This window comes from Armatimonadota bacterium (assembly GCA_031459715.1).
Classification (GTDB): Bacteria; Sysuimicrobiota; Sysuimicrobiia; order Sysuimicrobiales; family Humicultoraceae; genus Humicultor; species Humicultor tengchongensis.
The window spans coordinates 1-26,732 of sequence record JAVKIA010000033.1; the positions used below are offsets into that span (position 1 = coordinate 1).

General features: G+C 70.6%; 30 protein-coding genes. 25 read left to right on the forward strand and 5 right to left on the reverse strand.

All coding sequences use genetic code 11. The annotated features are described in order from the left end of the window. The first annotated feature begins 202 nt into the window (after positions 1-202). From QN152_10880 to QN152_10950, 15 genes are all read left to right on the forward strand, one after another. Positions 203-1,294, forward strand: a complete 1,092-nt coding sequence (locus QN152_10880) for a Xaa-Pro peptidase family protein (GenBank protein ID MDR7540013.1) — start codon at positions 203-205, stop codon at positions 1,292-1,294. Positions 1,295-1,303: 9 nt separating this feature from the next. Further along, the gene (efp, locus tag QN152_10885; protein MDR7540014.1) at positions 1,304-1,864 is read left to right on the forward strand and encodes an elongation factor P; all 561 of its coding nucleotides are present in this window, start codon (positions 1,304-1,306) and stop codon (positions 1,862-1,864) included. A 123-nt stretch (positions 1,865-1,987) separates the two neighbouring features. Next, positions 1,988-2,431, forward strand: coding sequence for a transcription antitermination factor NusB (gene nusB, locus QN152_10890; GenBank protein MDR7540015.1), 444 nt, complete (start codon positions 1,988-1,990; stop codon positions 2,429-2,431). Continuing rightward, on the forward strand, positions 2,428-2,727 hold the full coding sequence (locus tag QN152_10895) for an acylphosphatase (protein ID MDR7540016.1): 300 nt from the start codon (positions 2,428-2,430) through the stop codon (positions 2,725-2,727). The genes nusB and QN152_10895 overlap by 4 nt, the downstream gene beginning before the upstream one ends. Continuing rightward, a complete protein-coding gene (locus tag QN152_10900; protein MDR7540017.1) occupies positions 2,720-3,655 on the forward strand; it encodes a polyprenyl synthetase family protein in 936 nt (311 codons plus the stop codon). The genes QN152_10895 and QN152_10900 overlap by 8 nt, the downstream gene beginning before the upstream one ends. Positions 3,656-3,658: 3 nt before the next feature. After that, complete coding sequence (locus tag QN152_10905; protein ID MDR7540018.1) at positions 3,659-4,528, forward strand: TlyA family RNA methyltransferase; 870 nt, start codon at positions 3,659-3,661, stop codon at positions 4,526-4,528. Continuing rightward, the gene (locus QN152_10910) at positions 4,525-5,388 is read left to right on the forward strand and encodes an NAD(+)/NADH kinase (GenBank protein ID MDR7540019.1); all 864 of its coding nucleotides are present in this window, start codon (positions 4,525-4,527) and stop codon (positions 5,386-5,388) included. The genes QN152_10905 and QN152_10910 overlap by 4 nt, the downstream gene beginning before the upstream one ends. A 266-nt stretch (positions 5,389-5,654) precedes the next feature. After that, positions 5,655-7,280, forward strand: coding sequence for a CTP synthase (locus QN152_10915; protein MDR7540020.1), 1,626 nt, complete (start codon positions 5,655-5,657; stop codon positions 7,278-7,280). A 64-nt stretch (positions 7,281-7,344) separates the two neighbouring features. Then, positions 7,345-8,247: a branched-chain-amino-acid transaminase gene (gene ilvE / locus QN152_10920; GenBank protein ID MDR7540021.1), complete on the forward strand. Its 903-nt coding sequence runs from the start codon at positions 7,345-7,347 to the stop codon at positions 8,245-8,247. Positions 8,248-8,252: 5 nt separating this feature from the next. Next, complete coding sequence (locus QN152_10925; GenBank protein ID MDR7540022.1) at positions 8,253-8,786, forward strand: NUDIX hydrolase; 534 nt, start codon at positions 8,253-8,255, stop codon at positions 8,784-8,786. Position 8,787: 1 nt separating this feature from the next. Continuing rightward, positions 8,788-9,957, forward strand: a complete 1,170-nt coding sequence (locus QN152_10930) for a phosphopentomutase (protein MDR7540023.1) — start codon at positions 8,788-8,790, stop codon at positions 9,955-9,957. Positions 9,958-9,960: 3 nt separating this feature from the next. After that, positions 9,961-10,806, forward strand: coding sequence for a purine-nucleoside phosphorylase (locus QN152_10935; protein MDR7540024.1), 846 nt, complete (start codon positions 9,961-9,963; stop codon positions 10,804-10,806). Positions 10,807-10,828: 22 nt separating this feature from the next. Then, positions 10,829-12,157, forward strand: coding sequence for a thymidine phosphorylase (locus tag QN152_10940; GenBank protein MDR7540025.1), 1,329 nt, complete (start codon positions 10,829-10,831; stop codon positions 12,155-12,157). Positions 12,158-12,159: 2 nt separating this feature from the next. After that, positions 12,160-12,720 carry an AAA family ATPase gene (locus QN152_10945; protein MDR7540026.1) on the forward strand — a complete coding sequence of 187 codons (561 nt, stop codon included), beginning with the start codon at positions 12,160-12,162 and terminating at the stop codon, positions 12,718-12,720. 23 nt (positions 12,721-12,743) lie between these two features. Further along, positions 12,744-13,598, forward strand: a complete 855-nt coding sequence (locus QN152_10950) for a 3-hydroxybutyryl-CoA dehydrogenase (protein ID MDR7540027.1) — start codon at positions 12,744-12,746, stop codon at positions 13,596-13,598. 102 nt (positions 13,599-13,700) lie between these two features. On the opposite strand, the gene QN152_10955 is transcribed toward QN152_10950, so the two are convergent. The 5 genes from QN152_10955 to QN152_10975 all read right to left on the reverse strand — a co-directional run bounded on the left by QN152_10955 (position 13,701) and on the right by QN152_10975 (position 17,671). Beyond that, positions 13,701-13,946, reverse strand: a complete 246-nt coding sequence (locus QN152_10955) for a hypothetical protein (GenBank protein MDR7540028.1) — start codon at positions 13,944-13,946, stop codon at positions 13,701-13,703. A 163-nt stretch (positions 13,947-14,109) separates the two neighbouring features. Beyond that, positions 14,110-14,577 carry a Zn-ribbon domain-containing OB-fold protein gene (locus QN152_10960; GenBank protein ID MDR7540029.1) on the reverse strand — a complete coding sequence of 156 codons (468 nt, stop codon included), beginning with the start codon at positions 14,575-14,577 and terminating at the stop codon, positions 14,110-14,112. An 8-nt stretch (positions 14,578-14,585) separates the two neighbouring features. Next, complete coding sequence (locus tag QN152_10965; GenBank protein ID MDR7540030.1) at positions 14,586-15,293, reverse strand: Zn-ribbon domain-containing OB-fold protein; 708 nt, start codon at positions 15,291-15,293, stop codon at positions 14,586-14,588. Positions 15,294-15,341: 48 nt separating this feature from the next. Further along, a complete protein-coding gene (locus QN152_10970; protein ID MDR7540031.1) occupies positions 15,342-16,511 on the reverse strand; it encodes a thiolase domain-containing protein in 1,170 nt (389 codons plus the stop codon). Between the two features lie 8 nt (positions 16,512-16,519). Then, positions 16,520-17,671, reverse strand: coding sequence for a hypothetical protein (locus QN152_10975; protein ID MDR7540032.1), 1,152 nt, complete (start codon positions 17,669-17,671; stop codon positions 16,520-16,522). 162 nt (positions 17,672-17,833) lie between these two features. Between QN152_10975 and QN152_10980 the strand changes: the two genes are divergently transcribed. From QN152_10980 to QN152_11025, 10 genes are all read left to right on the forward strand, one after another. Next, a complete protein-coding gene (locus tag QN152_10980; GenBank protein ID MDR7540033.1) occupies positions 17,834-18,979 on the forward strand; it encodes an acyl-CoA dehydrogenase in 1,146 nt (381 codons plus the stop codon). A gap of 91 nt (positions 18,980-19,070) precedes the next feature. Continuing rightward, positions 19,071-19,865, forward strand: a complete 795-nt coding sequence (locus QN152_10985) for an electron transfer flavoprotein subunit beta/FixA family protein (GenBank protein MDR7540034.1) — start codon at positions 19,071-19,073, stop codon at positions 19,863-19,865. Between the two features lie 13 nt (positions 19,866-19,878). After that, positions 19,879-20,859, forward strand: a complete 981-nt coding sequence (locus tag QN152_10990; protein ID MDR7540035.1) for an electron transfer flavoprotein subunit alpha/FixB family protein — start codon at positions 19,879-19,881, stop codon at positions 20,857-20,859. A gap of 96 nt (positions 20,860-20,955) precedes the next feature. Then, on the forward strand, positions 20,956-22,899 hold the full coding sequence (locus QN152_10995; protein MDR7540036.1) for a (Fe-S)-binding protein: 1,944 nt from the start codon (positions 20,956-20,958) through the stop codon (positions 22,897-22,899). Between the two features lies 1 nt (position 22,900). Further along, positions 22,901-24,508 carry a methylmalonyl-CoA mutase family protein gene (locus QN152_11000; GenBank protein ID MDR7540037.1) on the forward strand — a complete coding sequence of 536 codons (1,608 nt, stop codon included), beginning with the start codon at positions 22,901-22,903 and terminating at the stop codon, positions 24,506-24,508. Between the two features lie 20 nt (positions 24,509-24,528). Next, positions 24,529-24,942 (forward strand): cobalamin B12-binding domain-containing protein, encoded by a 414-nt coding sequence (locus QN152_11005; protein ID MDR7540038.1) that lies wholly within the window; start codon positions 24,529-24,531, stop codon positions 24,940-24,942. A 2-nt stretch (positions 24,943-24,944) separates the two neighbouring features. Further along, on the forward strand, positions 24,945-25,733 hold the full coding sequence (locus tag QN152_11010) for a tRNA (adenine-N1)-methyltransferase (protein ID MDR7540039.1): 789 nt from the start codon (positions 24,945-24,947) through the stop codon (positions 25,731-25,733). A 3-nt stretch (positions 25,734-25,736) separates the two neighbouring features. Further along, complete coding sequence (locus QN152_11015) at positions 25,737-26,201, forward strand: SRPBCC family protein (protein MDR7540040.1); 465 nt, start codon at positions 25,737-25,739, stop codon at positions 26,199-26,201. A gap of 11 nt (positions 26,202-26,212) precedes the next feature. Further along, positions 26,213-26,356 (forward strand): hypothetical protein, encoded by a 144-nt coding sequence (locus tag QN152_11020; protein ID MDR7540041.1) that lies wholly within the window; start codon positions 26,213-26,215, stop codon positions 26,354-26,356. A 25-nt stretch (positions 26,357-26,381) separates the two neighbouring features. Further along, positions 26,382-26,540 carry a hypothetical protein gene (locus QN152_11025; GenBank protein ID MDR7540042.1) on the forward strand — a complete coding sequence of 53 codons (159 nt, stop codon included), beginning with the start codon at positions 26,382-26,384 and terminating at the stop codon, positions 26,538-26,540. Positions 26,541-26,732 lie beyond the last annotated feature (192 nt).

The following is a 26,732-nucleotide window of genomic DNA, read 5'->3' on the forward strand; positions in this document are numbered from 1 at the left end:
TCGTCGGCGGTCAAGGTCAGGGGCGGCAGGGGACGACCTCGACGCATCGTGACGGTCACCTCGCTTTGCCCCACCATACCGCACCACAAGAAAATTGTCAACGAATTTCTGGTTCAGGACACTAGCTAGGGCCGGCAGCGCCGGCAGGCCGCGGCGCTTTGCATGGCGCCCCGGAGGCGCTATGCGCTATGATGAACGCTGCATGTCTGAGGCTCCTGCGGCTGTCCGAACCCTGGCCCCGCGACTGGAGCGGGTGCGCGCTCGCCTCGGCGAGGAGGGGCTGGACGCGCTGGTCCTGCTCAAGGCGGAGAACCGCCGCTACGTAACCGGGTTCACCGGCTCGGCGGGGATCGCGGTGATCCTGCCACAACGGTGCCACCTGCTGGTGGACTTCCGTTACGTGGAGCAGGCGCAGGAGGAGGCGCCGGAGTGCTCCGCGGTGCGTGTCACCAACCTGATCGACGGACTGGCCGGGTTCCTCCGGGAGGCGGGGGTGCGGCGTGTGGGGTTCGAAGCGGAGACAGTGACGGTGGCCCAGCACCACCGCCTGCAGGAGCTGGCCGCGGACGTGGAGTTCGTCCCTCTGCAGGCCCTGGACCGGATGCGCTGGCGCAAGGATCCCCAGGAGATCGCCTGCATCCGCCGCGGGGCGCAGATCGCCGCGGCCGCCTTTCGGGAGGTCCTGCCCCTGGTCCGCCCCGGGGTGGCAGAGCGGGACCTGGCCGCGGAGCTGGAGTACCGGATGCGCCGCCTGGGGGCCGACGGGGCCGCTTTTGAGACCATCGTGGCCTCCGGTCCCCGTTCAGCGCTGCCCCACGGCAGAGCCTCCAGCCGGGCGATCGCCCCGGGGGACTTGGTCACGGTGGACTGGGGGGCTGTAGTAGATGGATATCATTCGGACAGCACGCGCACCCTCGTTATCGGCCGCGCCTCGGAGCAGCAGCGCCGTCTCCACCGCCTGGTGCGGGAGGCGCAGGAAGCCGCCCTGACTGGGCTGCGGCCGGGGATGAGCGGCAGGGAGGCTGATGCGCTGGCCCGCCAGCGCATCACGGCGGCCGGATACGGGGATTACTTCGGCCACGGACTGGGCCACGGGGTGGGCCTGGCGGTGCACGAGGGGCCGACGCTCTCGCCGCGCGAGGAGGCTGTCCTGGAGCCCGAGGTGGTGGTGACGGTTGAGCCGGGAATCTACCTGCCCGGCTGGGGCGGGGTGCGCATGGAGGACCTGGTGGTGCTCCGGGCGGGCGGGGCGGAGGTCCTTCCCGGAGCGCCGCGGGAATTGCTGGAGATCTAGGAGGACGCCATGATCAGTGCTGGCGATTTCCGCCCGGGGATGGTCGTGGAGCTGGAAGGGGAGCTGCACGCGGTCCTGGAGTTTCACCACATCAAGAAGGGCCGGGGCACCGCGGTGGTGCGGGCCAAATTCCGCAATCTCAAGAGTGGAGCCATAACCGAGCGCACCTTCATGCCGGAGGAGCGCTACCCCCGCGCCTACCTGGAGCAGCGGCGCATGCAGTACCTCTACCGCGACGACGGCGGCTACATCTTCATGGACCTGGAGACCTACGAGCAGATCCACCTGCCGGGGGAGCTGCTGGGGGACGGAGTGCGCTGGCTGAAGGAGAACGTGGAGGCCACGGTGGTCTTCTACGAGGGACGGGCCATCGCCGTGGAGCTGCCCACCACAGTGGAGCTGCAGGTCGTGGAGACCGCCCCGGGCGTCCGCGGCGACACCGTGGCCGGCAGCTCTAAGCCGGCGGTGCTGGAGACCGGGGCCACGGTCAACGTCCCCTTCTTTGTGGGTGTGGGCGACCGGATCAGGGTGGACACGCGGACCGGGGAGTACGTGGAGCGCGTCAAGTAGCGCGGCGCTCCCCTGGCCCCGTTCGCGCTGGCCCGGATGCTATAATCACGGCGTGCGGGGCTACCGGCGACGCCGTGTTCTGTCTCTCCTGGGCGCCGGGCCCTCCTCCCGGCGGCTCCCTCTATGACCCACCGCCGCCGGGCCAGGCAGCTCGCGCTGCAGATCCTTTTTCAGGCCGACCTGGGCAAGTTCCCCATCGAGGACGTCCTGGAGGCATACCGTGCGGAGCGGCCGCGGGAGGACTGGCCGTTCATCACCACTCTGTGCGCCGGCGTGGTGGACCGGCGATCCGCGCTGGACGCGCAGATCAGCCGCTACCTCTCCGGCTGGACTCTGGACCGACTGGCCGCGGTGGACCGGACCGTGCTGCGGATGGCTCTCTATGAGCTGCAGCACCTGGATACCCCGCCCACCGTGGTAATCAACGAGGCGGTGGAGCTGGCCAAGACTTTCGGGGGCGAGGAGTCCGGCCGGTTCGTCAACGGTGTCCTGGGGGCCATCCACCGCGCAGCCACTGGCGCCGACCGCCCCGGGCCCGGTACGGCCGGGTCGCGCGCCCGACCATGACGGCTCCCCAGACGCCCCTTCCGCATGAACGGGTGCGCTGCCGGCTGCTGGTTGCCGGGCGGGTGCAGGGGGTGGGCTTCCGCTTCTACGCCGTGCGGCAGGCCCGGATGCTGGGGGTCTCCGGGTTCGTACGCAACCTGCCGGACGGGCGGGTGGAAGCGGAGGCGGAAGGGCTGCGAGTGGCCGTGGAGGCCTTCATTGATCGCATGCGTCTGGGGCCTGCGGGCGCGGTGGTGCGAGAGGTGCGCGTGGAGTGGGCCGCCCCCCGTGGGGAGGAGGGCTTCCGCATTGGGTAGGGCGTCGCCGGGCACAGACCTGGAGACCTACCTGGGCATGCGCGCGCGGCAGGTGGAGGTGGCGTTGCAGGCTCTGCTGCCGCCGGAGGACGCCTTCCCCGCGGTGGTCCACCGGGCCATGCGTTACAGCGTCTTCGCCGGCGGTAAGCGACTGCGGCCGGTGCTGGTCATCGCCGCGGCCGAGGCGGTAGGGGGTGCAGTGGATGCGGTGATGCCCACGGCCTGCGCCGTGGAGCTGATTCACACCTACTCCCTGATCCACGACGACCTGCCCTCCATGGATAACTCTCCCACCCGGCGGGGCCGGCCGACCTGCCATGTAGTGTTCGGCGAGGCCGTGGCGGTGCTGGCGGGAGATGCGCTGCATGCCCTGGCCTTCGAGCTACTGGCCCGCACCCCCCCTGCAGTCCCCGCGGCGACCGTGGTGCAGGTGATCCTGGAGGTCGCCCGCTCCATTGGGACCGAAGGGATGGTCGGCGGACAGGTGCTGGACCTGCTGGGGGAACGCCGGGAGGGCCTGCCGCCCATTCCGGCTTGGCCGCAGGACCCCGGGGCGGCGGTGCGGGACATCCACGTGCGCAAGACGGCGGCGCTGATCCGGACCTGTGTGCGGGCCGGCGCGCTGCTCTCCGGCGCCACGGCGGTGGAGCTGGAGGCGCTCTCCGCCTACGGCCAGCGCGTTGGCCTGGCCTTCCAGATCATCGACGACGTCCTGGATGAGGTGGGCGAGGCGGCACGCCTGGGCAAGGAGGTGCAGCGCGATGCGCTTGCCTCCAAGCTGACCTTTCCTGCGGTGCACGGGGTGGAGGGGTCGCGGGCTATCGCCGCGGCCCTGACGGAGGAGGCGGTGCGGGCGCTCGCCCCGCTGGGCCAGCGCGCCCGTGTCCTGGCGGAGCTGGCCCCGTGGCTGCTGCAACGCGAGGCGTAGGCAGTGAGGGCTGCCGGGGCAAAGACCGGGATGGCTCGGGAGGAGCGGTCCCCCCGTGCATGGACGCGGCTTGATCTGCTGCTGGTGGCCCGCGGTCTGGCCGAGAGCCGGGAGCGGGCCCAGGCCGCGGTGCTGGCGGGAGAGGTCCTGGTGGAGGGGCGTCCGGCGGCGAAGCCGGGGATGCGGGTGGCACCTGATGCCGCCGTGGCCCTGGTGCCGCGCCGTCCCCGGTACGTCAGCCGCGGCGGGGACAAGCTGGCACACGCCCTGCGCGCCTTCGCCCTCCCCGTGACCGGGACGGTAGCCCTGGATGTCGGTGCTTCCACCGGGGGATTCACCGACTGTCTGCTGCAGCACGGCGCGGTCAGGGTCTACGCCGTCGACGTGGGAAGAGGGCAGTTGGACTGGCGCCTGCGGCGGGATCCCCGGGTGGTGGTCCTGGAGCGGACGCACGCGGCGCACCTGGATGCTCAGGTGGTGCCTGAGGCGGTGGACCTGGCCACGGTGGATGTCTCCTTCATCTCCCTGACCCGAGTGCTCCCTGCCGTCGCCCGGCGCGTCCGCCCTGGAGGGTCGATCATCGCCCTGGTGAAGCCGCAGTTTGAGGCCGGGCGGGGGCAGGTGCGCAAGGGAGTCGTCCGTGATCCCCGGATCCACCTGGAGGTGTTGCGGCGCCTGGTCCGCTGGATCCGGGAGCAGGGGTGGTGGGTGGCCGGAGTGACCCCCTCGCCCCTTGCCGGGCCCAAAGGAAACCTGGAGTTCTTCCTCTGGGTGGTGAAAGACGGGGGTCGGCCGGCCGAAGAGGTGGATGCCGGCATCGAGGAGGCGGTGCAGGCGGCGCACGCTCAGCCGCGGAAGGCCGGGAGGTCATGAGCACGTTTGGTCTCCTGTTGAATCCGGCGAAATTGGTGGAGCACGCCGCCGGTCCGGCGCTGGTGGCCCGTGCGGTCACTGCCCTCGCTGCCCGAGGAGAGGTGCTGGTGAACCAGGAGGCGGCGTCGCTGGTAGCGGAGGCAGCGCGTCCGGCGACCGAGGCCGACCTGGAGGAGCAGGCGGACGTGCTGGTCGTCCTGGGCGGGGACGGCACCATCCTCCACGGAGCGCGCCTGGCGGCGGGGCGGATTCCAGTGCTGGGGGTGCGGGTCGGGGGGTTCGGCTTCCTGGCGGAGGTCAACCTGGAAGAGTTCCCCACCGCGGCCGAGCGGCTCGCCGCGGGGGCCTTTGACATAGAGGAGCGGATGATGCTGCAGGCGGACGTGGAGCGGGAGGGAGTGCGCCGGCAGCGGTTCCTGGCGCTCAACGACGCCGTTGTGGCCAAGAGCGGCGTCGCCCGGGTGCTGCGGCTGACCGCCTGGGTGAACGACGAGCTGCTGGCCAGCTACCCGGCGGACGGGCTGATCATCGCCTCGCCCACCGGGTCCACCGCCTATTCCCTCTCCGCCGGTGGCCCCATCGTCCATCCCCGCGTGGAGGTGATCATCATCACGCCCATCAGCCCCCACACCTTCAACGCCCGCTCGGTGATCGTCAGCCGCAACGACCGCGTGGCCGTAGAGGTGGCCCCTGCCACCGTGGGTGCGCGGCTGACGGTGGACGGACAGATGGACTACCCCATCGAGGCCGGGGACCGCGTGGTGGTGCGTCGGGCGGAGCAGACCACGAAGCTGGTGCGGCTGGCGCGCACCTCCTTCTACAGCATCCTGCAGGCCAAGCTGGCCTGGGGAGGACGGTAGATGCATACGCCAGGGGGGGGTTCCTGCAGTAGCTCCCTGGCACCGCTGGCGCCGTCCCGCAGCGCCTCCGAGGCGCCGGCCAGCCTTGCCCGGGTGCACTTCGCGGTGTATAAACAGGTGGTTCCTGCCGCGGCCAAAGACGGCGGGAGCCGGAGTGCGGTCGGGCGCGCGGCGATCCAGTCCCGGGCTGTGGACGCAGCGGCCAGTGCCAGGAGGGGAGTGAGGGTGGAGCGGATGGTGAGGACGGCAGGGCAGAGGGGCCGGCGGTGACCAAGTACATCTTCGTGACCGGTGGTGTGGCCTCCGCCCTGGGTAAAGGCATAACCTCCGCCTCCATCGGTCGCCTCCTCAAGGCCCGCGGCCTGCGTGTCACCCTCCTCAAGTTCGACCCCTACGTCAATGTGGACGCGGGGACCATGAACCCCTACCAGCACGGGGAGGTCTTCGTCACCGATGACGGCGGCGAGACCGACATGGACCTGGGCCACTACGAGCGTTTCATCGACGAGAACCTCTCCAAGGCCAACAACACCACCACCGGCAAGATTTACCTGGCGGTGATAACCCGGGAGCGGCGCGGCGACTACCTGGGCGGCACGGTGCAGGTCATCCCGCACGTGACCAACGAGATCAAGGACGAGATCCGCCGCGTGGGGGCCGCCGCCGCAGCGGACGTGGTCATCGTGGAGGTGGGGGGTACCGTCGGCGACATCGAGGGGCTGCCTTTCCTGGAGGCCATCCGGCAGTTCAAACACACGGCGGGGGAAGAGAACGTCTGCTACGTGCACGTCTCCCTCATTCCCTTCCTGCCGGCCGCCGGCGAGTTGAAGACCAAGCCCACCCAGCACAGTGTCAAGGAACTGCGCAGCATCGGCATCCAGCCCGACGTCCTGGTCTGTCGCACCTCCCGCCCTCTGTCTGCCAGCATCAAGGAGAAGCTTTCCCTGTTCACCGACGTGCCGGTGGAACGAGTGATTCAGGCCATGGACGCGCGCAGCATCTACGAGGTGCCCCTCATCCTGGAGGAGGAAGGCCTGGGGCGGGCCATCGTAGACCGCCTGCGACTGCCCGATACCCCCCCGGACCTGGCGGAGTGGCGGGAGATCGTGGAGCGCATTCGCCGGCCGCTAGCGACGGTGCGTATCGCTCTGGTGGGCAAGTACATGGGGGTGGAGGATTCCTATGTGAGCATCGTGGAGGCGCTGCACCACGGCGGCATCGCTCACCGCGCCCGGGTGGAGATCGCCAAGGTGGATTCCGAGGAGCTGGAGCGGCTGACCCAGGAGGAGGTGGACGCCCACCTCTCGGCCTTCGACGGAGTCGCCGTCTGCCCCGGCTTCGGGGCGCGGGGGGTGGAGGGGAAGGTAAAGGCCATCCGCTTCGCGCGCGAGAACCGCGTCCCCTTCCTGGGGATCTGCTACGGGATGCAGTGGGCAGTGGTGGAGTTCGCCCGCCATGTGTGCGGCCTCCAGGGAGCCAACACCACCGAGGTGGATCCGGCCACCCCCCACCCGGTGATCGACCTGCTCCCGGAGCAGAAAGGTGTGACCGAGAAGGGAGGGACGATGCGCCTGGGAGCCTATCCCTGCCGGCTGGCACCGTCCAGCCGGGCGGCCGAGGCCTACGGGGTGATGGAGGTGCAGGAGCGGCACCGCCATCGCTACGAGCTGAACAACAGCTACCGCACGGTCCTCGAGGCCGGCGGCATGCGCATCACCGGCATCTATCCCGCCAAGCAGCTGGCCGAGATCATCGAGCTGCCGGATCACCCGTGGTTTGTGGGGACGCAGTTCCACGCGGAGTACCGCTCCCGGCCCACCCGGCCGCACCCGTTGTACCGGGCGTTTGTGGGCGCGGCGCTGCGCCGGGCGACGGTGGAAGCGAAGGGGTAGGCCGCAGGGGCGCAGCACCACGCACAGGCGGGCCCGCGGGCGAGGCGGGCCGGAGGAGGTGGGCATGGGCTCGGTTACCTACGTGAACGGACGCTTTGTCCCCAGGGAGGAGGCGGCGGTCTCCGTCTTCGACCATGGATTCCTCTACGGCGACGGAGTTTTTGAAGGGATCCGTGCTTACAACGGGCGCGTGTTCCGCCTGGAGGCTCACCTGGACCGCCTCTACCAGTCGGCCAAGAGCATCCTCCTGGAGATCCCCCTGTCCCGGGAGGAGATGCGGGAAGCCATCCTGGAGACGCTGCGGCGCAACGGGCTGCGTGATGCCTACATCCGGCCGGTGGTCTCCCGGGGTGTGGGCGACCTGGGGCTGGACCCACGCAAGTGCGGCCGCCCCACGGTGGTAATCATCGCCGACGCCATCCAACTCTATCCCCCGGAGGCGTACCAGCGCGGGCTGCGCACGGTCACCGCGTCGGTGCGCAAGGTGCGGCCGGATACGCTCAACCCGCGGGTGAAGTCGCTGAACTACCTGAACAACATCCTGGCGCGTATTGAGGCCAACCGGGCCGGGGTGGATGAGGCCATCATGCTTTCCCCAGACGGCTACGTTGCCGAGTGCAGCGCGGATAACATCTTCATCGTCCGCGACGGAGCGCTTTGGACCCCTCCGCCCCACCTGGGCATCCTCCTGGGGGTGACGCGAGAGGCAGTCCTGGGGCTGGCCCGCTCCCAGGGCATTCCGGCTGAGGAGCGGGTCTTCACCCTGCACGACGTCTATACCGCGGACGAATGCTTCCTCACCGGGACGGGAGCCGAGGTGGGACCGGTGGTCGAGGTGGACGGCCGGGCCATCGGCACTGGGCGCCCGGGCCCGATCACAGCGCGGCTGCTGGGGGCCTTTCACGAGATGGTGCGGCGCGAGGGGACACCCATCTACCCCGAAGAGGCCCGCGTGGCTCCGGGATAGACCCCGTGTCGCCGGAGGTCTGCCTGGCCAGTCGCCGTCTCTTCTCCGGGCGAGTGGTGGGTTTGCGCGTCGACCGCGTGCGCCTTCCCGGCGGCGGGGAGACGGAGCGGGAGGTGGTGGAGCACCGGGGGGCTGCGGCTGTGGTCCCGCTGACGGAGAGGGGCGAGGTGCTTCTGGTGCGCCAGTACCGCTACGCCGTGGGCGAGTTCCTGCTGGAGATCCCCGCGGGCACCCTGGAGCCCGGTGAGGCGCCGCTGGCCTGCGCGGTGCGCGAGCTGGCCGAGGAGGTGGGCGTGCAGGCGAGGCGCTGGGACCCGCTGGCGGTGCTATACCCTTCGCCGGGAGTGCTGACGGAGGCGATGCATCTTTTCCTGGCCACCGGGCTGGTTGCGGCGCCGGGGCGCGCCGCCGCAGACGAGGACCTGGCCGTGGAGCGGTTGCCCCTGGGGGAGGCCGTGGCACGGGTGGAGCGGGGCGAGATCCGCGACGCCAAGTCCGTCGCCGGGTTGCTGCTGGCCGCGCGGCACCGGGGAGCCTGAGGTGGCCCGCCGGGTCATCGTGCTGGTGCTGGACAGCGCCGGCGTGGGTGAGCTGCCGGATGCCGCCCGCTACGGCGACGAGGGCAGCAGCACCGTGCCCCACGTGGCGGAGGCAGCGGGCGGACTGCGCCTCCCCAGCCTGGAAGCCCTGGGCCTGGGGCGCGTGGTGCCCATCGCCGGCGTCGCCCCGCTACCGCATCCCCAGGGCGCGTTCGGCCGCATGGCGGAGCAGTCCCCCGGCAAGGACTCCACCACCGGGCACTGGGAGCTGATGGGGCTGATCCTGGCCCGCCCGTTCCCCACCTACCCGGACGGCTTCCCGCCCCAGATCATCCGCGCCTTCGAGCAGGCCATCGGCCGCCCGGTCCTGGGGAACCGCGCCGCCTCCGGCACGGCCATCATCGCGGAGCTGGGCGAAGAGCACCTCCGCACCGGTCACCCCATCGTCTACACCTCCGCCGACAGCGTCTTTCAGATCGCGGCGCACGAGGAGGTGGTCCCCCTGGGCCAGCTTTACGACTGGTGCCAGACGGCCCGGCGTCTGCTGGTGGGCGACCACGCCCTCAGCCGGGTCATCGCCCGACCCTTCATCGGCCGGCCCGGCGCCTTCCAGCGGACCGACCGCCGGCGGGACTTCTCCCTGCCCCCGGTGGGCCGCACCGTGCTGGATGCCCTCGCCGAGCAGGGAGTTCCCGTCTATGCCATCGGTAAGGTGGAGGACCTCTTTGCCGGGCGGGGTATCACCGAGGCGGTGCACACGCATGACGACCTGGACGGGCTGACCAGAACCGCCGAGGTTGCGCGGCGGGTGGACCGCGGGTTGATCTTCGCCAACGTGGTGGACCTGGACACAGTCTACGGCCACCGCAACGACGTCGAGGGCTACGCCCGTCACCTGGAGCGCATTGACGCGGCACTTGGGCCGGTCCTGGACGCCGCGGATGCAGAGACCCTGCTCGTGATCACCGCCGACCACGGGAACGACCCCACGACCCCGTCCACCGACCACTCCCGCGAGTACGTTCCCCTGCTGGTCCGCGGTCCCGGAGTCTCCCCAGGGAGGGACCTGGGGACGCGCGAGACGTTCGCCGACGTGGGGGCCACGGTGGCCGCGGCGCTGGGCGTGCCCTGGGAGGGGCCCGGGTCCAGTTTTCTGGAGGGAGGAGGGTAGGCCATGAGCGATCTCCGGGAAAGCCCCCCCTGGGTGCCGCGCGTCCGGGAGGCCGCGGCGTATGTGCGGGAGCGGACGCGCATCCAGCCACGGCTGGCCGTGGTCCTGGGCTCGGGTCTGGGCGCGCTGGCCGACGCCGTGGAGCGCGAGGCCACCATCCCCTACTCCGAGATCCCCCACTTTCCCGTGAGCACGGCCGCGGGACACGCCGGGAACCTGGTGCTGGGCCTGCTGGAGGGCAAGCCGGCCGTGATCATGCAGGGGCGGGCGCACTTCTACGAGGGCTACTCCATGGGCCAGGTGATCTTCCCGGTGCGGGTGATGCGGGAGCTGGGGGCGGGCACCTTGCTGGTGAGCAACGCCGCCGGCGGCCTCAACCGGGAGTGGCGTGCCGGGGATCTGATGGTGATCACCGACCACATCAACTTCATGGGGACCAATCCCCTGATCGGGCCGCACGAGGAAGCCTTTGGAGCACGCTTTCCCGACATGGCCCGCCCCTACGACCCCGAGCTGGTGCGCCTGGCGGAGCGGGTGGCGCTGGAGGAGCGCATCCTGCTGCGCCGGGGGGTCTACGTGGCGGTAAGTGGCCCCTCCTACGAGACGGCGGCGGAGCTGCGGATGCTGGCCCGCTGGGGCGCGGACGCAGTGGGGATGTCCACCGTGCCGGAGGTGATCGCCGCGCGGCAGATGGGTATGCGCGTCCTGGGGTTCTCGGCGATCACCGACATGGCCACCGGAGAAGTGGTGGAGCCGGTGACGCACGAGGCGGTGCTGGCCGTGGCCCGGGAGCTGGAGCCCCGGTTCGTCCGCCTGGTGCGGCGGGTTGTGGCCGAGCTGTCGCTGTGAGGCGCTGATCCCTCACCCGGTTATGCGGGCATATGACCTGATCCTTAGGAAACGGGACGGCGGGGAGCTCGCCCCGGAGGAGATCGAGGCCCTCATCGCCGGGTACCTCCGCGACGAGGTCGCCGACTACCAGATGAGCGCCTTCCTCATGGCCATCTACTTCCGCGGCATGACCGCAGCGGAGACGGCGGCTTTGACCATGGCCCTGGTGCGCTCCGGGGAGACGGTGGACCTGCGCGCCATCCCGGGGGTGAAGGTGGACAAGCACAGCACCGGCGGGGTGGGAGACAAGACCTCTCTGGTCCTGGTCCCGCTGGTGGCCTCCTGCGGGGTGCCTGTGGCCAAGCTCTCTGGCCGGGGGTTGGGGCACACCGGGGGGACGCTGGACAAGCTGGAGAGCATCCCCGGGATGCGCACCGACCTGAGTCCGGAGGCCCTGGCCGGGCAGGTCCGTCGTGTGGGCTGCGCCATCGCCGCACAGACCGCCGACCTGGTGCCGGCGGACCGGCGGCTCTACGCCCTGCGCGATGTGACCGCCACCGTGGAGAGCGTGCCCCTGATCGCCGCCAGTATCATGAGCAAGAAGATCGCGGGCGGCGCCGACGCCATCGTCCTGGATGTCAAGACCGGCAGCGGGGCCTTCATGAAGACCCTGGAGGCATCCCGTGCCCTGGCCGAGACCATGGTGGCCATCGGTCGGCAGGTGGGACGGCCCACGGTGGCCCTGATCACCGACATGGACCAGCCGCTGGGGCGCACGGTGGGCAACGCCGTCGAGGTGGAGGAGGCGGTCGCTGCCCTCAAAGGGGAGGGACCGGAGGACCTCACCGACCTGTGCCTGGCCCTGGGCGCTCAGATGCTGCTGCTGGCCGGCGCGGCTAGTTCATCCGCGGAGGCTCGGGTGCGGCTGCGGGAGGCGCTGGTCAGCGGGTCTGCCCTGGAGCGCTTTGGGTGGATGGTCCAGGCGCAGGGCGGCGACCCTCGGGTGCTCGACGAGCCGCGGCGGCTGCCGCAGGCCAGGGTGGCCCTCCCGGTGCCCGCCGCAGAGAGCGGGACCGTGGTCGCCATCGACGCTCAGGCTGTGGGGCTGGCCGCCATGGCACTGGGGGCAGGCCGAGCGCGCAAGGAGGATCTCATCGATCCGGCCGTGGGGATCCGCCTCCTGCGCAAGGTGGGAGAAGAAGTCTCCACCGGGGACCCCCTGGCCGTGGTTCTGGCCGACGACACTTCTCGGGGCGAGGAGGCGGTACGCCGCGTGCGTGCCGCCTACCGACTGGGCCCGGCGCCCCCTCCGCCGCGCCCGCTGGTCTGGGCGGTCCTGGCCGGGCCGGCGGCGGGCCAGACGTCCTGACGGTGGCGCGGCGGCTGGTCATCCCGGATCCCGCACTGGTTGTCCTCTGCGGCCCAGCCGGCAGCGGCAAGTCCACGTTTGCCCGGCGGCACTTCCGCCCCACGGCTGTCGTCTCCTCGGACCGCTGCCGGGCCATGATCTCCGACGACGAGGCCAACATCCGGGTCTCGCCAGATGCGTTTACCCTCTTTCACTTCATCATCGACCTGCGGCTGCGGCACCGGCGATTGACTGTAGCCGACAGCACAGCCCTGCGCCGGGAAGCCCGCCGCGACCTGCTGGCCCTGGCCCGCCGCCACCAGGTCCCGGCAGTCCTGGTGGTCTTCGATGTCTCCGAGGAGCGGGCTCAGACCCTCAACGCCCACCGTCCTGACCGCCGGGTGGGCCGGCCAGTCATCCGGGAGCAGTGGGAGCGGCTGCAGGAGGCGCTGCGCACCGTGCAGGCCGAGGGGTTTGACCAGGTCTACATCCTGGGCGAGGATGAGGTGGGGACGGTGCAGGTGGAGGTGCGGGCGAGCCGGCCGCCGGATACCGCGTCCCGCCAGTCGGACGTCCCATCCTGAGAAACGGGCGGGGAGGTACCGCTATGACCATTCAGCGCGTGGGTGTGGTTGGCTGCGGCCTGATGGGCTCGGGCATCGCCGAGGTGTGCGCCCGGGCGGGCTACCGGGTGGTGGTGCGCGAGGTGAGCCAGGAACTGCTGGAGCGGGGGCTGGAGCGGATCGAGGCGTCTATGCAGCGCGCGGTCGCCCGGGGGAAGCTGGACGCGGAGCGGGCCAAGCAGGCGCGGGAGGCCATCCGGGGGACCCTGCTCCTGCGCGACCTGGCCGACAGCGACCTGGTCATCGAAGCGGTCATCGAGCAGATGGCGGAGAAGCAGGCGGTCCTCCGCGAGCTGGACGGACTCTGCCCGGGGCACACCATCTTCGCCTCCAACACCTCCTCGCTGTCCATCACCGAGATGGCGTCGGCCACGCAGCGGCCCGACCGCGTGGTGGGCATGCACTTCTTCAACCCGGTGCCTGTGATGGCGCTGGTGGAGGTGGTGCGCGGCCTGCTCACCTCCGAGGAGACCCTGCAGACGGCGCGGGCCTTCGCCGAATCCCTGGGCAAGACCGTGGTGCTGGCCAAGGACTACCCGGGGTTTATCGTCAACCTGCTGCTGGTCCCGTTCCTCCTGGATGCGGTGCGTGCCCTGGAGATGGGCCTGGCCACCCGGGAGGATATCGACCGCGCGGTCACCCTGGGTCTGAACCATCCCATGGGGCCGCTGACGCTGCTGGATTTGGTCGGCCTGGACACCACATACTACATCGCCGAGGCCATGTACGCGGAATTCAAGGACCCGCGCTACGCTCCCCCGCCGTTGCTGAAGAAGATGGTTCTGGCCGGTCACCTGGGCCGGAAGTCCGGCCGCGGCTTCTACACGTACAGCCCCTGAGCCAGCGGCAAGTTCGTCGCGGAGCTGCAGCTCCTAAGCCCGCCACCAGTCCTCCGCGGAACTGCGGCCTCTGAGTCCGGCTGCAGGTTCTCGGCGCCCGGGCTAAGCCCCGGCCGCGGCCTTTCCCCTCCGCCGCCTTCCGCCGCGCACGGCGGCGGCCACATCCTCGGCCAGGACAAGGATGCCGCGCTGCCGCCCGCCCCCGCCTCGGCCGATCAGGGCGTAGGGAACGTTGTGGTTTCGCAGCCAGTTGAGCATGCGCGTCACGTCCCCGTCGTTCTTGGGGTCCAGCCCGGCCTTCGTCATCAGCTCCCCCAGACCGATGATCTGCGACCACGTGTCGTTCATCCCGCACCTCCTGAGAGCGGACTTGGTAACCCCATTGAAGATGGGTTATACGCCGGCGCAGAGGCTCCTTTCGCCCTCATAGAACTGCTTCGGGGACGAGAACAGCCTCCCTACCCTCCGTGAGCCAGGGCCAGCAGGCCTGTGGGGACCGCGCAGAGCGGGGTCATCGAAAGGCGACGATGTCTTCGATCGTCCCCCGCCGCTGGGCCGCAGGGCGCAGTACGGCCTCCACCCGCTGCCCGATGGCCACCGCTGCGGGATCCAGGTCCAGCGGGGCCAGCAGGACGCCGTCGGTGCCGTCGATCTGCACGAGGGCAAAGAGGCGGGGTGGCTGCACCGGCTGCCCGTGCAGGTCGCGGTGCACCAGGGTGAAGGAGTGCACGACGCCGCGGGGCGCGACTTCCCCCCAGTGGTCGGAGAGGTCCTGGAAGTCCCGCGGGCAGTAGACCCGCGGCGGGAGATAGGTGGTGCCGCATTCGGGGCAGCGGGTGACCGCGAGACGCCCGCGCTGGCGCAGCAAGGTCAGGAACCGCTGTCCGGCCGCCCCGGCGGTGTACTGAAAGGCGATGCCAATGCGCCCCTCCCAGGCCCGCAACCGGGAGGTGTCGGTGATCTTCTCCCGCAGTCCCATGGTCGCCCCTACACCGGCGTAAAGTACAGGATGTCCGTGATGGCGCCGCTCCGCTGCGCCTCCGACTTCCACACCGCTCGCACCCGCTGGCCCACGCGGACCTCCTGACGGATGCCCTCCACGGTCTGAGCGTTCAGGCCGCCGATCAGGTGGAGGAAGCCGACCCGCGGCTGCGTCCCGTCGATCTCGATGACGGCGGGCACCTGAGGCACCGCCAGTGGCTGCATGTCCCAGGTGACGGTGCAGATGGAGAAGGTGTTGATGGTGCCGGTATCCGCCAGCTCCACCCAGGCGTCCACGGGCTTGAAGCACCACTCGCAGAACGCCCGCGGCGGCGTGACCGTGCGGTGGCACCGGTCGCAGCGTACGCCCAGGATCTTCCCCGCCCGCAGCCCGTCCAGGAAGCGGCCGATAGCCAGGCCGGTGTCCCAGCGGTAGACCAGCTGCGGCTCCCACCGCTCCAGGCTGACCGCACCGCTGCGCAGGTGCTCTTCCCGCAGCGGGGTGGCCCGCAGCCCGTCCCGCACCACCGGGGCGATCGGCTCCCGCTCCCGGCCCGCGGCGGCGCGCACGGCGCCACCAGCCGGGCGATGCCCCCGCCGCGGAGTCTCCGCCGGGGGCACCCTCCGCCGCGGTGGAGAGATCTGCAGCATCTTCCTGCGCAGCCGCGACACCTTCGCGCCCGGCCGCCGCGCACTACGCCGCTCGCCGACCATCAGCCGTTCCTCCTGCTGCCGTAGCGGCGCGCTCCCGACCGCACCGGCTTACACTCCCAGCACCACCACGGTGCCGATCTGCATGAGATCTCCCCACGCCTGGGCCAGCCCGCGGCGGGGGCTGTTGGCCACCTGCCGCTTCCCCGCCTCGCCGCGCAGCTGCCAGTACAGCTCGCAGATCTTCATCAGGCCTGCGGCGGCGATGGGATTGCCCACGCCCAGCAGCCCGCCGGACGGGCAGGAGGGCAGCTCCCCATCGCGGTCGAAGCGGCCCCGGGCCAGGTCTTCCGGAGCCTTCCCCCGCTCTGCCAGGAGCAGTCCCTCCAGGTGGTGTAGCTCCTTGTAGGCAAAGGGGTCGTAGGGCTCGACCACGTGGATCTGCCGCCGCGGCTCGCTGATTCCCGCCATCCGGTAGGCCATGCGCGCCGCGTCCTCCACGTAGCGGGGGTAGGCCAGGTCGCGGTTCCCCCAGTAGGAGGTATCCAGGGCCCAGCCGATCCCTTCGACCCAGACCGGCCGGTCCGTCAGCCGTTTGGCCACTTCTTCCGCCGCCAGGACGATGGCCGCCGCGCCGTCGGAGACCGGACTGACCATGAGGCGGTGCACCGGCCAGGCGACCACCTCGCTGGCCAGGACCTCCTCCACCGTCACGGCGGCGGCAACCTGCGCGGCGGGGTGGTCCAGCGCGTTGCGCTTGTTCTTCACCGAGACCAGGGCGATCTCTTCGTTGCGGATCCCGTAGGTGTGCATGTAACGGTGCTGCTCCAGGGCGAAGATCCACAGGAGGTTGGGCCCCAGCGGCCGCTCGATGGTGTGGTCGAAGATGGAGTTGAACGCCGCCTGGGGGTGGGGCTGGGTAGGGCTCATCTTCTCCTCAGCCACCACCAGCGCCACGTCGAACAGCCCCGAGGCCACAAGCGACCAGCCGGAGATGATGCTGAAGACCCCCGAGCCCCCGCCGACGTAGGCGCGGAAATACGGCTTGCGCCACCCGCCGGCCCCATCCGAGAGGTACTCCCCTTTCATGTGCACGCCGTCGAAGGCATCGGGCGCGGAGGCCATGACCACCGCCTGGACGTCCCGGCGGCGCAGGCCCGAGGAGGCCAGCGCGTGGCTGGCCGCGTAGTACGCCAGCTCCTTCCCCGTCTCCAGCGCGCGGCGGACGAACAGGGACAGACCCGCTCCCACCACGGCCACGCGGCGCGACGGCCTACTCATGGCGCCTCCTACAGCGCACCCAGGACCACCGCTCCTCCCGACGTGGTGGGGACGCCGCGCCAGGAGACGACCACGGCGCTACGTGCTCCCTCCACCTGCAGCGGCCCGGCCGCGCCGCGGATCTGCAGTGCCGCCATCGCCGTGCGCACCAGCGCCGAGGCGTCGTACCCGTATCCCATGCCCAGGCTTCCGCCCGAGGGGTTGACCGGCAGCGGGCCCCCCAGAGCCGTCCGGCCGGCGGCGGTGAGCCGGGCGCCCTCGCCCACCTCCAGACGCAGGGCCGCCTCCAGGTGCTGCAGCTCCTTGTAGGCGTAGGTGTCGTCCAGCTCCAGCAGGTCGATCTCCTCGGCCGGGGCGCGGATGCCCGCCATCTGGTAGGCCATCTCGCAGGCCAGGCGGGCGTAGACCGCCTCGGCCCACGGCCGCCCGGAGAGGGAGGGTTCGTCGGTGGCCCAGCCGATACCGCGAATGGCCACCGCCTGCCCGGGCAGCCGGCGGGCCGCCTCCGCCGAAGCCAGGACCAGCACCACCGCGCCGTCAGCGTAGCCGCTCACCTCCAGCTCGCAGAGCGGCTCAGCCAGCGGGGGGGAGCGCCGCACCTCCTCCGGGGAGAGGACGGCACCGTAGGCGGCGAAAGGGTTGCGCAGGGCGTTGCCCCGGTTCTTCACCACCACCTGGGCGCAGACCTCGGGGCAGGCCTTCGCCTGGTGGAGGTAGCGGCGCATCTCCAGTCCGGCCACGGCGTGGGGGTTGAGCCGTCGGGGTCGCTCGTAGATGGGGTCCATGGCCAGCGCCAGCACCTCCTCGTGGCGCACGATGTTGCTGGCCTTGCTGTGCGCCTCCACCACGGCGACCTCGGCGGCCCCGGAGCGGAGCAGCACGTAGGCGGCAGCCAGCCCCTGCAGGCCGTCCCCGGCGATGGTGTGCACCGGGCGGCGCACCGCGCCCAGCTGGTCCGGGGTGTACTCGTCGGTGATGCTGGTGCCCTCGTGGAAGTCCTCGGCAACGCTGACGAAGGTGTCGACGTCCCGCGGGGTGAGGCCGGCGTCGGCGTAGGCGCGGGTGGCCGCCTCGAAGATCATCTCCCGGAAAGAGAGGTCGGGTGAGACGGTACGCAACGGGGTCAGACCGACGCCGACGAGAGCTACGTGGTTGTCCATAGGATTCGGTTCGCGGAAGCCGCCTGATCCCTTCGCCCCCGGCCCCGCCGTTCCCTGTCTGCCCCAGGCCAGGCGGACGCGCGGTGCGGCGCAGCGCCAGGCAAGGCGCGGCGGAGAGGAGCGGGGCAGCCCGCCGCGGAAGAAGGAGGTATCGACCCTGTCATGGACTTCGCCCTCAGCGAAGAGCACCGGCTCATTCAGACCACGGTCCGCGAGTTCGCGGCGAAGGAGATCATCCCCATTGCGGCGGACCTGGACCACCACCCCCGCTTTCCCGCCGAGCTCATCGCCCGGGCCGCCTCCCTGGGGCTGCTGGGGCTGACCGTTCCGGAGGAGTACGGTGGCGCGGGGCTGGACGGTCTGGCCAACGTCATCGTGCAGGAGGAGCTGGCGCGGGCCTCGGCAGGCGTACAGGCCATTGTCACGGTACAGAACTCCCTGGTCTGTGACCCCATCCTGCGCTTTGGCACGCCCGAGCAGAGACGCCGCTACCTGCCGCGGCTGGCCAGCGGTGAGTGGCTGGGCTGCTACTGCCTCACCGAACCGGAGGCGGGTTCCGACGCCATGGCCCTGCAGACCCGGGCCGAGTGGTGGGACGGCCGGTGGTTGCTCAACGGGCGCAAGCTCTTCGTCACCAACGGTCTGGAGGCGCAGCTGGCCATCGTCTACGCGCGCAGCGAGCCGGTGCCTGGGGCCCGCGGCATCTCCGCCTTCCTGGTGGAGAAGTCATTTCCCGGCATCTCCGTGGGCCGGGTGGAGCAGAAGCTGGGGATCAAGTGCTCCTCCACCGTGGAGATCGTCCTCGAGGACTGCCGCGTCCCCGCCGAGAACCTGCTGGGCGAGCGGGGAGAAGGGGCGCGGGTGGCCCTCTCCACCCTCGACGGGGGGCGTATCGGCATCGCCGCCCAGGCGGTGGGAATTGCCCGGGCCTGCCTGGAGGAGTGCGTGGCCTATGCCCGGACGCGGGAGCAGTTCGGCCAGCCGCTGAAAGCGTTCCAGGCCGTGCAGTGGGCGCTGGCGGATATGGCCACGCGCATCGACGCCGCCCGCCTGCTTACCTACCGCGCGGCCTGGCTGCGCGACCGCGGGGAGCGCTGCACGGCGGAGGCGGCCATGGCCAAGCTGGTGGCCTCGGAGACGGCCATGTGGGCGGCGCACCGGGGAGTGCAGCTCTTCGGCGGCTACGGCTACACCCAGGACTACCCGGTGGAGCGGTACTTCCGCGACGCCAAGATCACTGAGATCTACGAGGGGACGTCCGAGATTCAGCGCCTGGTGATCTCCCGCCACGTGCTGGGCCGGCGCTAGGAGCCTGTCCTAGGAATGCCACAGAGTGGTGGGCGGATCCCCCAGGCATCGCTGGCGATTCTCGGGGTCCCCTAACGTGGGAGGGAGGACCGTGGAGATCATCGTCTGTCTCAAGCAGGTCGTGGACCCGGAGCTGCCTGCGCGGGACTTCGCCATCGACCCGGTTACCCGGCGGCAGGTGCGGGAGGGCCGGCCGCTGGTCATCTCCACCTACGACGAGAATGCCCTGGAGGTAGGGCTGCAGCTCAAAGACCGCCTGGGCGGCAAGGTGACGGCGCTGACGCTGGGACCGGCCGCCACCTCGGGCGACGCCATCCGCCTGGCCCTGGCCATGGGAGCGGACCAAGCGGTGGTGGTGGACGACCCGCAGGCGCCGGTGCGGCTGGGTGCGGCCAAGGCACGTCTCCTGGCCGCGGCGGTGCGGCGCCTGGGCCGCTTCGACCTGGTGTTGTGCGGCTGCGAATCCGCGGACTGGGTGGAGCGGGTGGTCGGCCCGCTGCTGGCAGAGGCGCTGCAGGCGGCCTGCGTCACCTTCGTCTCCCGCATTGAGCAGGTGAACGGGACGCTGCTGGTGCGGCGGCTGGCGGACGAGGGCTTCCACCTGGTGGAGGTCCGCCCCCCGGCGGTGCTGGCGGTGACCAGCGACGAGAGCAATCGTCCCCGCCTGCCCAAGGTCAAGGACATCATGACGGCAAGGCGCAAGCCCGTGCACACCTGGCCGGTGGAGGAGGTTGCCTCCCAGGCGGGTATGGAGGGGCCTCTGGAGGTCGAGGTGCGCGAGGTGACGCTGCCGGAACGGACCGCTCGCTGCGAGTTCCTGTCGGGCGATCCCGGCGAGCAGGCCGCGGCGCTGGCGCAGCGGCTGCGGGAGCTGAAGCTGCTGTAGGAGGTGCGTGGCCATGGGGGGAGTCTGCATCGTCGCCACAGCCCTGGAGGGGACCCTGGCCCGGACGAGCCTGGAGCTGGTGGGGGGCGCCCGGGCGCTGCAGCCGCTGGGCCTGCAGACCAGCGCCGCCCTGCTGGGCCACGGGCCGGGGCTGGCCGGCGCGGTAGCGGAGCTGCACCGTCACGGAGTGGGCATTGTATACCGCTGCCACCACCCGCTGCTTTCGGCCGGGCAGAGCGACGCCGTCCTGGTCGCCCTTCAGCCTGTGGTGGCCCGGGCGCAGCCGCAGGTCTTGCTGGTGGCCGCCGACACGGTGGGCCGGGAGGTGGCTCCGCGGCTGGCCGCCCGCCTGCGTGCCGCTCTGGCCACGGAGTGCGTACAGGTAGGGGCCGCAGACGGCGCCATCGTTGCCCGCCGCCAGGTCTACGGGGGGAGGGCGCTGGCGACGCTGGTCGTCCGGGACTACCCGGCGGTGCTGTCGGTGAAGCCTCACGCCCTGGACGTCCCAACAGCCGCACCGGTCGAGGGACGGATGGAGGATGTGGAGGTCTCCATCGACGCAGAGGCGCTCCCGGCGCGGGTGCGCCAGGTCCTGCGGGAACAGGCGGAGCTCGGCCTGGAGGAGGCGCAGGTGGTGATCGGCGGCGGGCGGGGCCTGGGCGGCCCGGAGGGGTTCGCCCTGCTACGGGAGCTGGCCCAGCTCATGGGCGGTGCGGTGGGCGCCTCCCGGCCGCCCACGGATGCCGGCTGGGTGCCGGCGAGCTGGCAGATCGGCCAGACTGGCAAGACCATCCGCCCGGCGCTCTACATCGCTGTGGGTATCTCCGGGGCCACCCAGCACATCGCCGGTGTGTCGGGCTCACGGACCATCGTGGCCATCAATCGTGACCCCGAGGCGCCCATTTTCTCGGTGGCCCACCTGGGGATCGTGGGGGACTACCGGGAGGTGGTCCCCGCCCTGATTGCCAGGGTGAAGGAGCTGAAAGGCGTGTAGCCCGGCGGCCCGCGGCGGCCGCAGTGGAGGCGCAGACCCCTGACCACACCCAGCCGAGAGGTCTTCTGGAACATCCCCCCCGTCGGCGTGGTGGTCATGTACCTGCTGGCCTTCGTGGCGCTGGCGATCTTCGCCTACGGGGTGGTGCGGCATGTGCGCATGTGGCGCCGCGGCCGGCCCACCGCCCGGCTTCGCCCCGTGGGGCCGCGGCTGGTCGCGGTGGCCCGGCACGTGCTGGCCCACGGGCGGTTGCTGGTGGACCGGGTAGCCGGAGTCTACCACCTGGCCTTCTTCTGGGGGTTCCTCGTCCTCTTTGCCGGTACCACCGTCGTCTTCATCCATCAGGACCTCCACCTGCGGATCATGCAGGGGCCGTTCTACCTGTACTTCCAGTCGGCGACGCTGGACCTGATGGGACTGGCGGCAACGGCGGGGGTGGCAGCCGCGCTGGTGGTGCGTTACCTGCTGCGTCCGCCTCGCCTGCGCCGGGGCGTCCTGGCCGACGCGGTCATCCTTTGGCTGTTTGCCCTCATCCTGGTCAGCGGGTTCCTGGTGGAGGGGTTGCGCATCGTCGGCACCGCCGACCCCTGGGCGGCCTGGTCCCCCGCAGGCAACGCCGTGGCCCTCCTGGTGCGGGCGGTGGGGATGAGCCAGGCGGCGGTGCGTATGGGCCACGCCTGGATGTGGTGGGTCCACTTGATCCTGGCCATGGTCTTCATCGCCTACATCCCCTTCTCCAAGCTCTTCCACCTGGTGCTGGCTCCGCTGAACACCTACCTGCAGCCATTGAGCAACCCCGCCGCCGTTAGCCTCATCGACTTCGAGCGCAGCGAGCGCTTCGGGGCCTCCGCCTTCACCGACCTGACCTGGAAAGACCTGTTCGACCTGGACGTCTGCACGGAGTGCGGTCGCTGCACGGCCGTCTGTCCCGCCAGCACCACCGGCAAGCCGCTTTCGCCCATGCACGTCATCCTGGACCTGCGGGATGAGATGACCCGAAGCGGCGCCGTTGCGCCCCGCCTCCTGGCCGGGGCCGTGGTCAGGCCCGAGGCACTATGGGCGTGTACCACCTGCCTGGCCTGCATGCAGGCCTGCCCCGTCTTCATCGAGCACGTGCCCAAGATCATGGAGCTGCGGCGGCACCTGGTCATGGAGCAGGCCAGCCTCCCCGAGACCATGGGGGATGCGCTGCGCAGCCTGGAGGTGCGGGGCCACCCCTTCCGCGGGGCGGCGCTGTCCCGGACGGCCTGGGCGGACGGGGTGGAGGTGCGGCGGCTGGCGCAGGGGGAAGGGGCGGAATGGCTCCTGTGGGCGGGCTGCGCCGCCGCTCTGAACGAGCGGAATCACCCTGTGCTGCGGGCGCTGCTGCGGGCGCTGGGCGCGGCAGGCCTGGAGGTGGGCATCCTGGGAGAGGAGGAGACCTGCAGCGGCGACCCCGCGCGGCGCATGGGCAACGAGTACCTCTTCCAGACTCTGGCACGGCAGAACATCGAGACGCTGACGCGCCACGGCGTACGGAAGATCGTCACCCTCTGCCCGCACTGTTACAATACCTTCAGGCACGAGTACCCGCAGCTGGGAGGCACCTACGAGGTGTGGCACCACACGCAGCTGCTGGCGCATCTGGTGCACGAAGGCCGCCTCCGCCCCGGCCGCACCACCGCCACCGTGACCTTCCACGATCCCTGCTACCTGGGGCGGCACAACGGGGAGTACGAGGCGCCGCGCCGGGTGCTGGCCGCTGTCGCGGCGGGGACCGTGGAGATGGCCCAGTGCCGGGAGCAGGGCTTCTGCTGCGGTGCCGGCGGGGGGCTCTACTGGGTGGAGGAGCGGGTGGGGCAGCGGGTGAGCCACGTGCGCACGCGTCAGGCCGCAGCTACCGGGGCGGGGGTGGTGGCCACCGCCTGTCCGTTTTGCCTGCTGATGCTGGAGGACGCCGCCGCCGCCCTGGAGTCGCCCACCCGTCCCCTGGACGTGGCGGAGCTGGTGGACCGCGCCCTGACCGGGGGATCTGAGACGGAGATGGCGGAGGGTTCCTGAGATGGTAATGCAGGCGCAGCGCCCCACCGTGCCCGGGGAGACGCTTTCCGGGATCCCGCTGAAGGTAGTCTACCGGCCGGAGGACGTGGCCGGACTGGACTACGGGCGGGACCTGGGAGACCCAGGAGCGTACCCTTTTACCCGCGGTATCCATGCCGACATGTACCGGGGCCGGCTGTGGACCATGCGCCAGTTTGCCGGCTTCGGCACCGCGGAGGACGCCAACCGACGCTTCCACTACCTGCTGCAGATGGGGCAGACCGGCCTCTCCGTAGCCTTCGACATGCCCACGCTGATGGGCTACGACTCTGACCACCCGCGGGCCCTGGGCGAGGTGGGGCGGGAGGGGGTGGCCATCGACTCCCTGGCGGACATGGAGATCCTGCTGGAGGGCATCCCCCTGGACCAGGTCACCACCTCCATGACCATCAACGCCCCGGCTAACGTCCTGCTGGCCATGTACGTGGCGGTGGCGGACCGGCGGGGGATCCCCCGGGAGCGCATCGGCGGGACCACCCAGACGGACATGCTCAAGGAGTTCATCGCCCAGAAGGAGTGGATCGTCCCGCCGCGGGCCAGCATGAAGCTCATCCAGGACATGCTGGTCTTCGGTGCGCGCGAGCTGCCCCGGTGGAACATCATCAGCATCAGCGGCTACCACATGCGGGAGGCGGGGGCCACCGCGGTGCAGGAGCTGGCCTTCACCCTGGCCGACGGCATCGCCTACGTGCAGGCCGGCATCGACGCCGGCCTGGAGGTAGACGACTTCGCCCCGCGGCTCTCCTTCTTCTTTGACTGCCACGTGGACTTCTTCGAGGAGATCGCCAAGTTCCGCGCGGCGCGGCGCATGTGGGCCAGAATCATGCGGGAGCGCTTTGGCGCCAGGAACCCGCGGTCCTGGTGGTTGCGCTTCCACACCCAGACCGCCGGGGTAAGCCTGACGGCCCAGCAGCCGTTGAACAACGTGGCCCGCGTGGCCCTGCAGGCCCTGGCCGCGGTGCTGGGGGGCACCCAGTCGCTGCACACCAACTCCATGGACGAGACCTACGCCCTGCCCACAGAGGAGGCCGTGACCGTGGCCCTGCGCACCCAGCAGATCATCGCCTACGAATCCGGGGCGGCCGCCGTGGCCGACCCCCTGGGAGGGGCGTACTTCGTGGAAGCCCTCACCACCGAGGTGGAGCGGCAGGCGTGGGAGTACATCCGGCGCATCGACGACCTGGGGGGGATGGTGGCGGCGGTGGAGGCAGGGTTCCCCCAGCGGGAGATCGCGGAGGCCGCCTACCGCTACCAGCAACAGCTGGAGCGTCAGAAGAAGGTCATCGTGGGGGTGAACGCCTTTGCCCAGGCGGAGGAGCGGCCCATCGAGATCCTGCGCATCCCCCCCGAGGTGGAGCGGCGGCAGGTGGAGCGGACCCGGCAGGTGCGGGCGCGGCGGGACCAGGGACGTGTCCGGGCGGCGCTGGCCCGTCTGCAAGAGGTGGCGCAGGCCGGCGGCAACACCATGTACGCCATCGTGGATGCGGTGAAGGCGGAGGCCACCCTGGGGGAGATCTGCGACGTCCTCCGCCGGGTCTACGGTGAGTACCGGGAGATGGCCGTCATCTGAGCAGAGTCGGCGGAGGGCTGATGGGCAACAGGAAGATCCGCATCCTCATCGCCAAACCCGGGCTGGACGGGCACGACCGCGGGGTCAAGGTGGTGGCCCGCGCCCTGCGTGACGCCGGTTTTGAGGTGATCTACACCGGGCTGCACCAGACCCCGGAGATGATTGTGAACAGCGCCATCCAGGAGGACGTGGACGCCATCGGGCTGTCCATCCTCTCCGGCGCGCACAACACCCTCTTCCCCCGCATCCTGAAGTTGCTGCGGCAGCGAGGCGCCCCGGACATAGTGGTCTTCGCCGGAGGGATCATCCCCGAGGAGGACGTGGCCCCGCTCAAGCAGGCCGGGATCGCCGAGATCTTCACCCCGGGGACCTCCCTGCAGGCCATCGTGGACTGGGTGCGCCAGCACGTCAGCCCCCGGGGGGTCAAGGCCTGAGGGTGCGCGCCGGGCCGCTGGCGGAGGGTGAGGCCGTCCTTCTCCTCGACCGACGCGGCCGCCGCTACCTGGTGGTCCTGCAGGCCGGGCGGGTCCACGACCTGCGGGGCGGGAAGCTGCCGCTGGACGAGCTGATCGGGCAGGAGGAGGGTGTCACCGTGGCCACCTCCCGGGGGGAACGGGTGCTGGTTTTACGCCCCACGCTGGCGGAGTTCGTCCTGGAGATGCCCCGCGGAGCGCAGGTGATCTACCCCAAGGACCTGGGCGTCCTGCTGCTGTGGGGGGATGTCTATCCGGGGGCTACGGTGCTGGAGGCAGGCACGGGCTCGGGTGCGCTGACCATGACCCTGCTGCGCGCTGTGGGGCCGACCGGACGGGTCATTTCCTACGAAGTGCGGGAGGACTTCGCCCGCCAGGCGCGGCGCAACATCGAGAGGCTGCTGGGGCCGGTGCAGAACCTGACCCTGCGGGCGCACGACATCTACACGGGGATCCCCGACCGCCCGGTGGACCGGCTCTTCCTGGACCTGCCCGAGCCCTGGCGGGTGGTGCCCCATGCGGCGGAGGCGCTGCGCCCCGGCGGGGTCTGGGTTTCCTACGTCCCCACGGTGCCCCAGGTGGCGCAGACGGTGGCGGCGCTGCGGGCGGAGAGCCGCTTCGCCGCCAGCGAAACCGTGGAGACGTTGCTCCGTCCCTGGCACATCGACGGCCAGAGCGTCCGCCCGGTGCACCGCATGGTGGCGCACACCGGATTCATAACCGCCGCGCGGCGGGTGATAGGGAGGGGGTGAAGGATGGCGCGGGTGCAGGCATCGCTGGTTATCGCCGCCCCCGTGGAGGAGGTCTACGCGCAGGCCAGGGCGGTGGAGGACTTCCCCCGCTTCATGCCCGACCTGGAGAGCGTGGAGGTCCTGGAGCGGTGGGACGGCCACACGGTCACCCGCTGGGTGGGCGTGGTGCAGGGGCGCAAGATCCGCTGGGTGGAGGAGGACCTCTGGGACGAGGCGGCCCACCGCTGCACCTTCCGCCAGCGGGAGGGGGACTTCAGCCGCTACGAGGGGACGTGGACCTTCGAGCCGGAGGCGGAGGGGACACGCACCACGGTGACGGTGGACTTCGAGATGGACATCCCACTGGCCGGACCGCTGATCAGCACCCTGCTGCGCACCTTGATGCGCAAGAACGTGGAGGGTATGCTGAGGGCATTGAAGGCGCGCATCGAGCGCCCGCAGACGCCACAAGCAGAGGAAAGGCGCTGAGGAGGTGGACGATGACGGAGTGGCTGTACACGCACCTGCGCACCCTGGTGGGGCGCTACCTGCACAACGAGCAGGGACAGGATGTCCTGGTCTGGCTGATCGTGCTCTTCGTCCTCTGGCTGGTGCTGGCCGGCCGGCGCGTGGTCGTGCAGTGAGGGGCTGGCGGCACAGCAGCCGCGGGTGCTTACGGCGAGGCGGGAGGTGAACGAGGTGATGGTGTGGTGGGAGGTGGTTCTGCGGCGGGGGCTGGCCCGCCTGCGGCGGGACGAGGGGCAGACGGAGATCGTCATCGCCCTGATCCTGTTCATCGTTATCAAGGCATCCGGCTATCCGGCTTGATGATAGTTGCTCTTCCTCGGGCGGGCCTTATGGCCCGCTCTTTGTTTTTGCTAAAACTTTGATTGAAAAATTCAGACTAAAAACCAACATCAGCTCAACCTGAGATAAAAATGCCCACTATCGATCGGGCACCGACTCGCATCGAGCAGGCACCCTATGCTTCTTATGAGATCGATACTGCCGTCTATGACC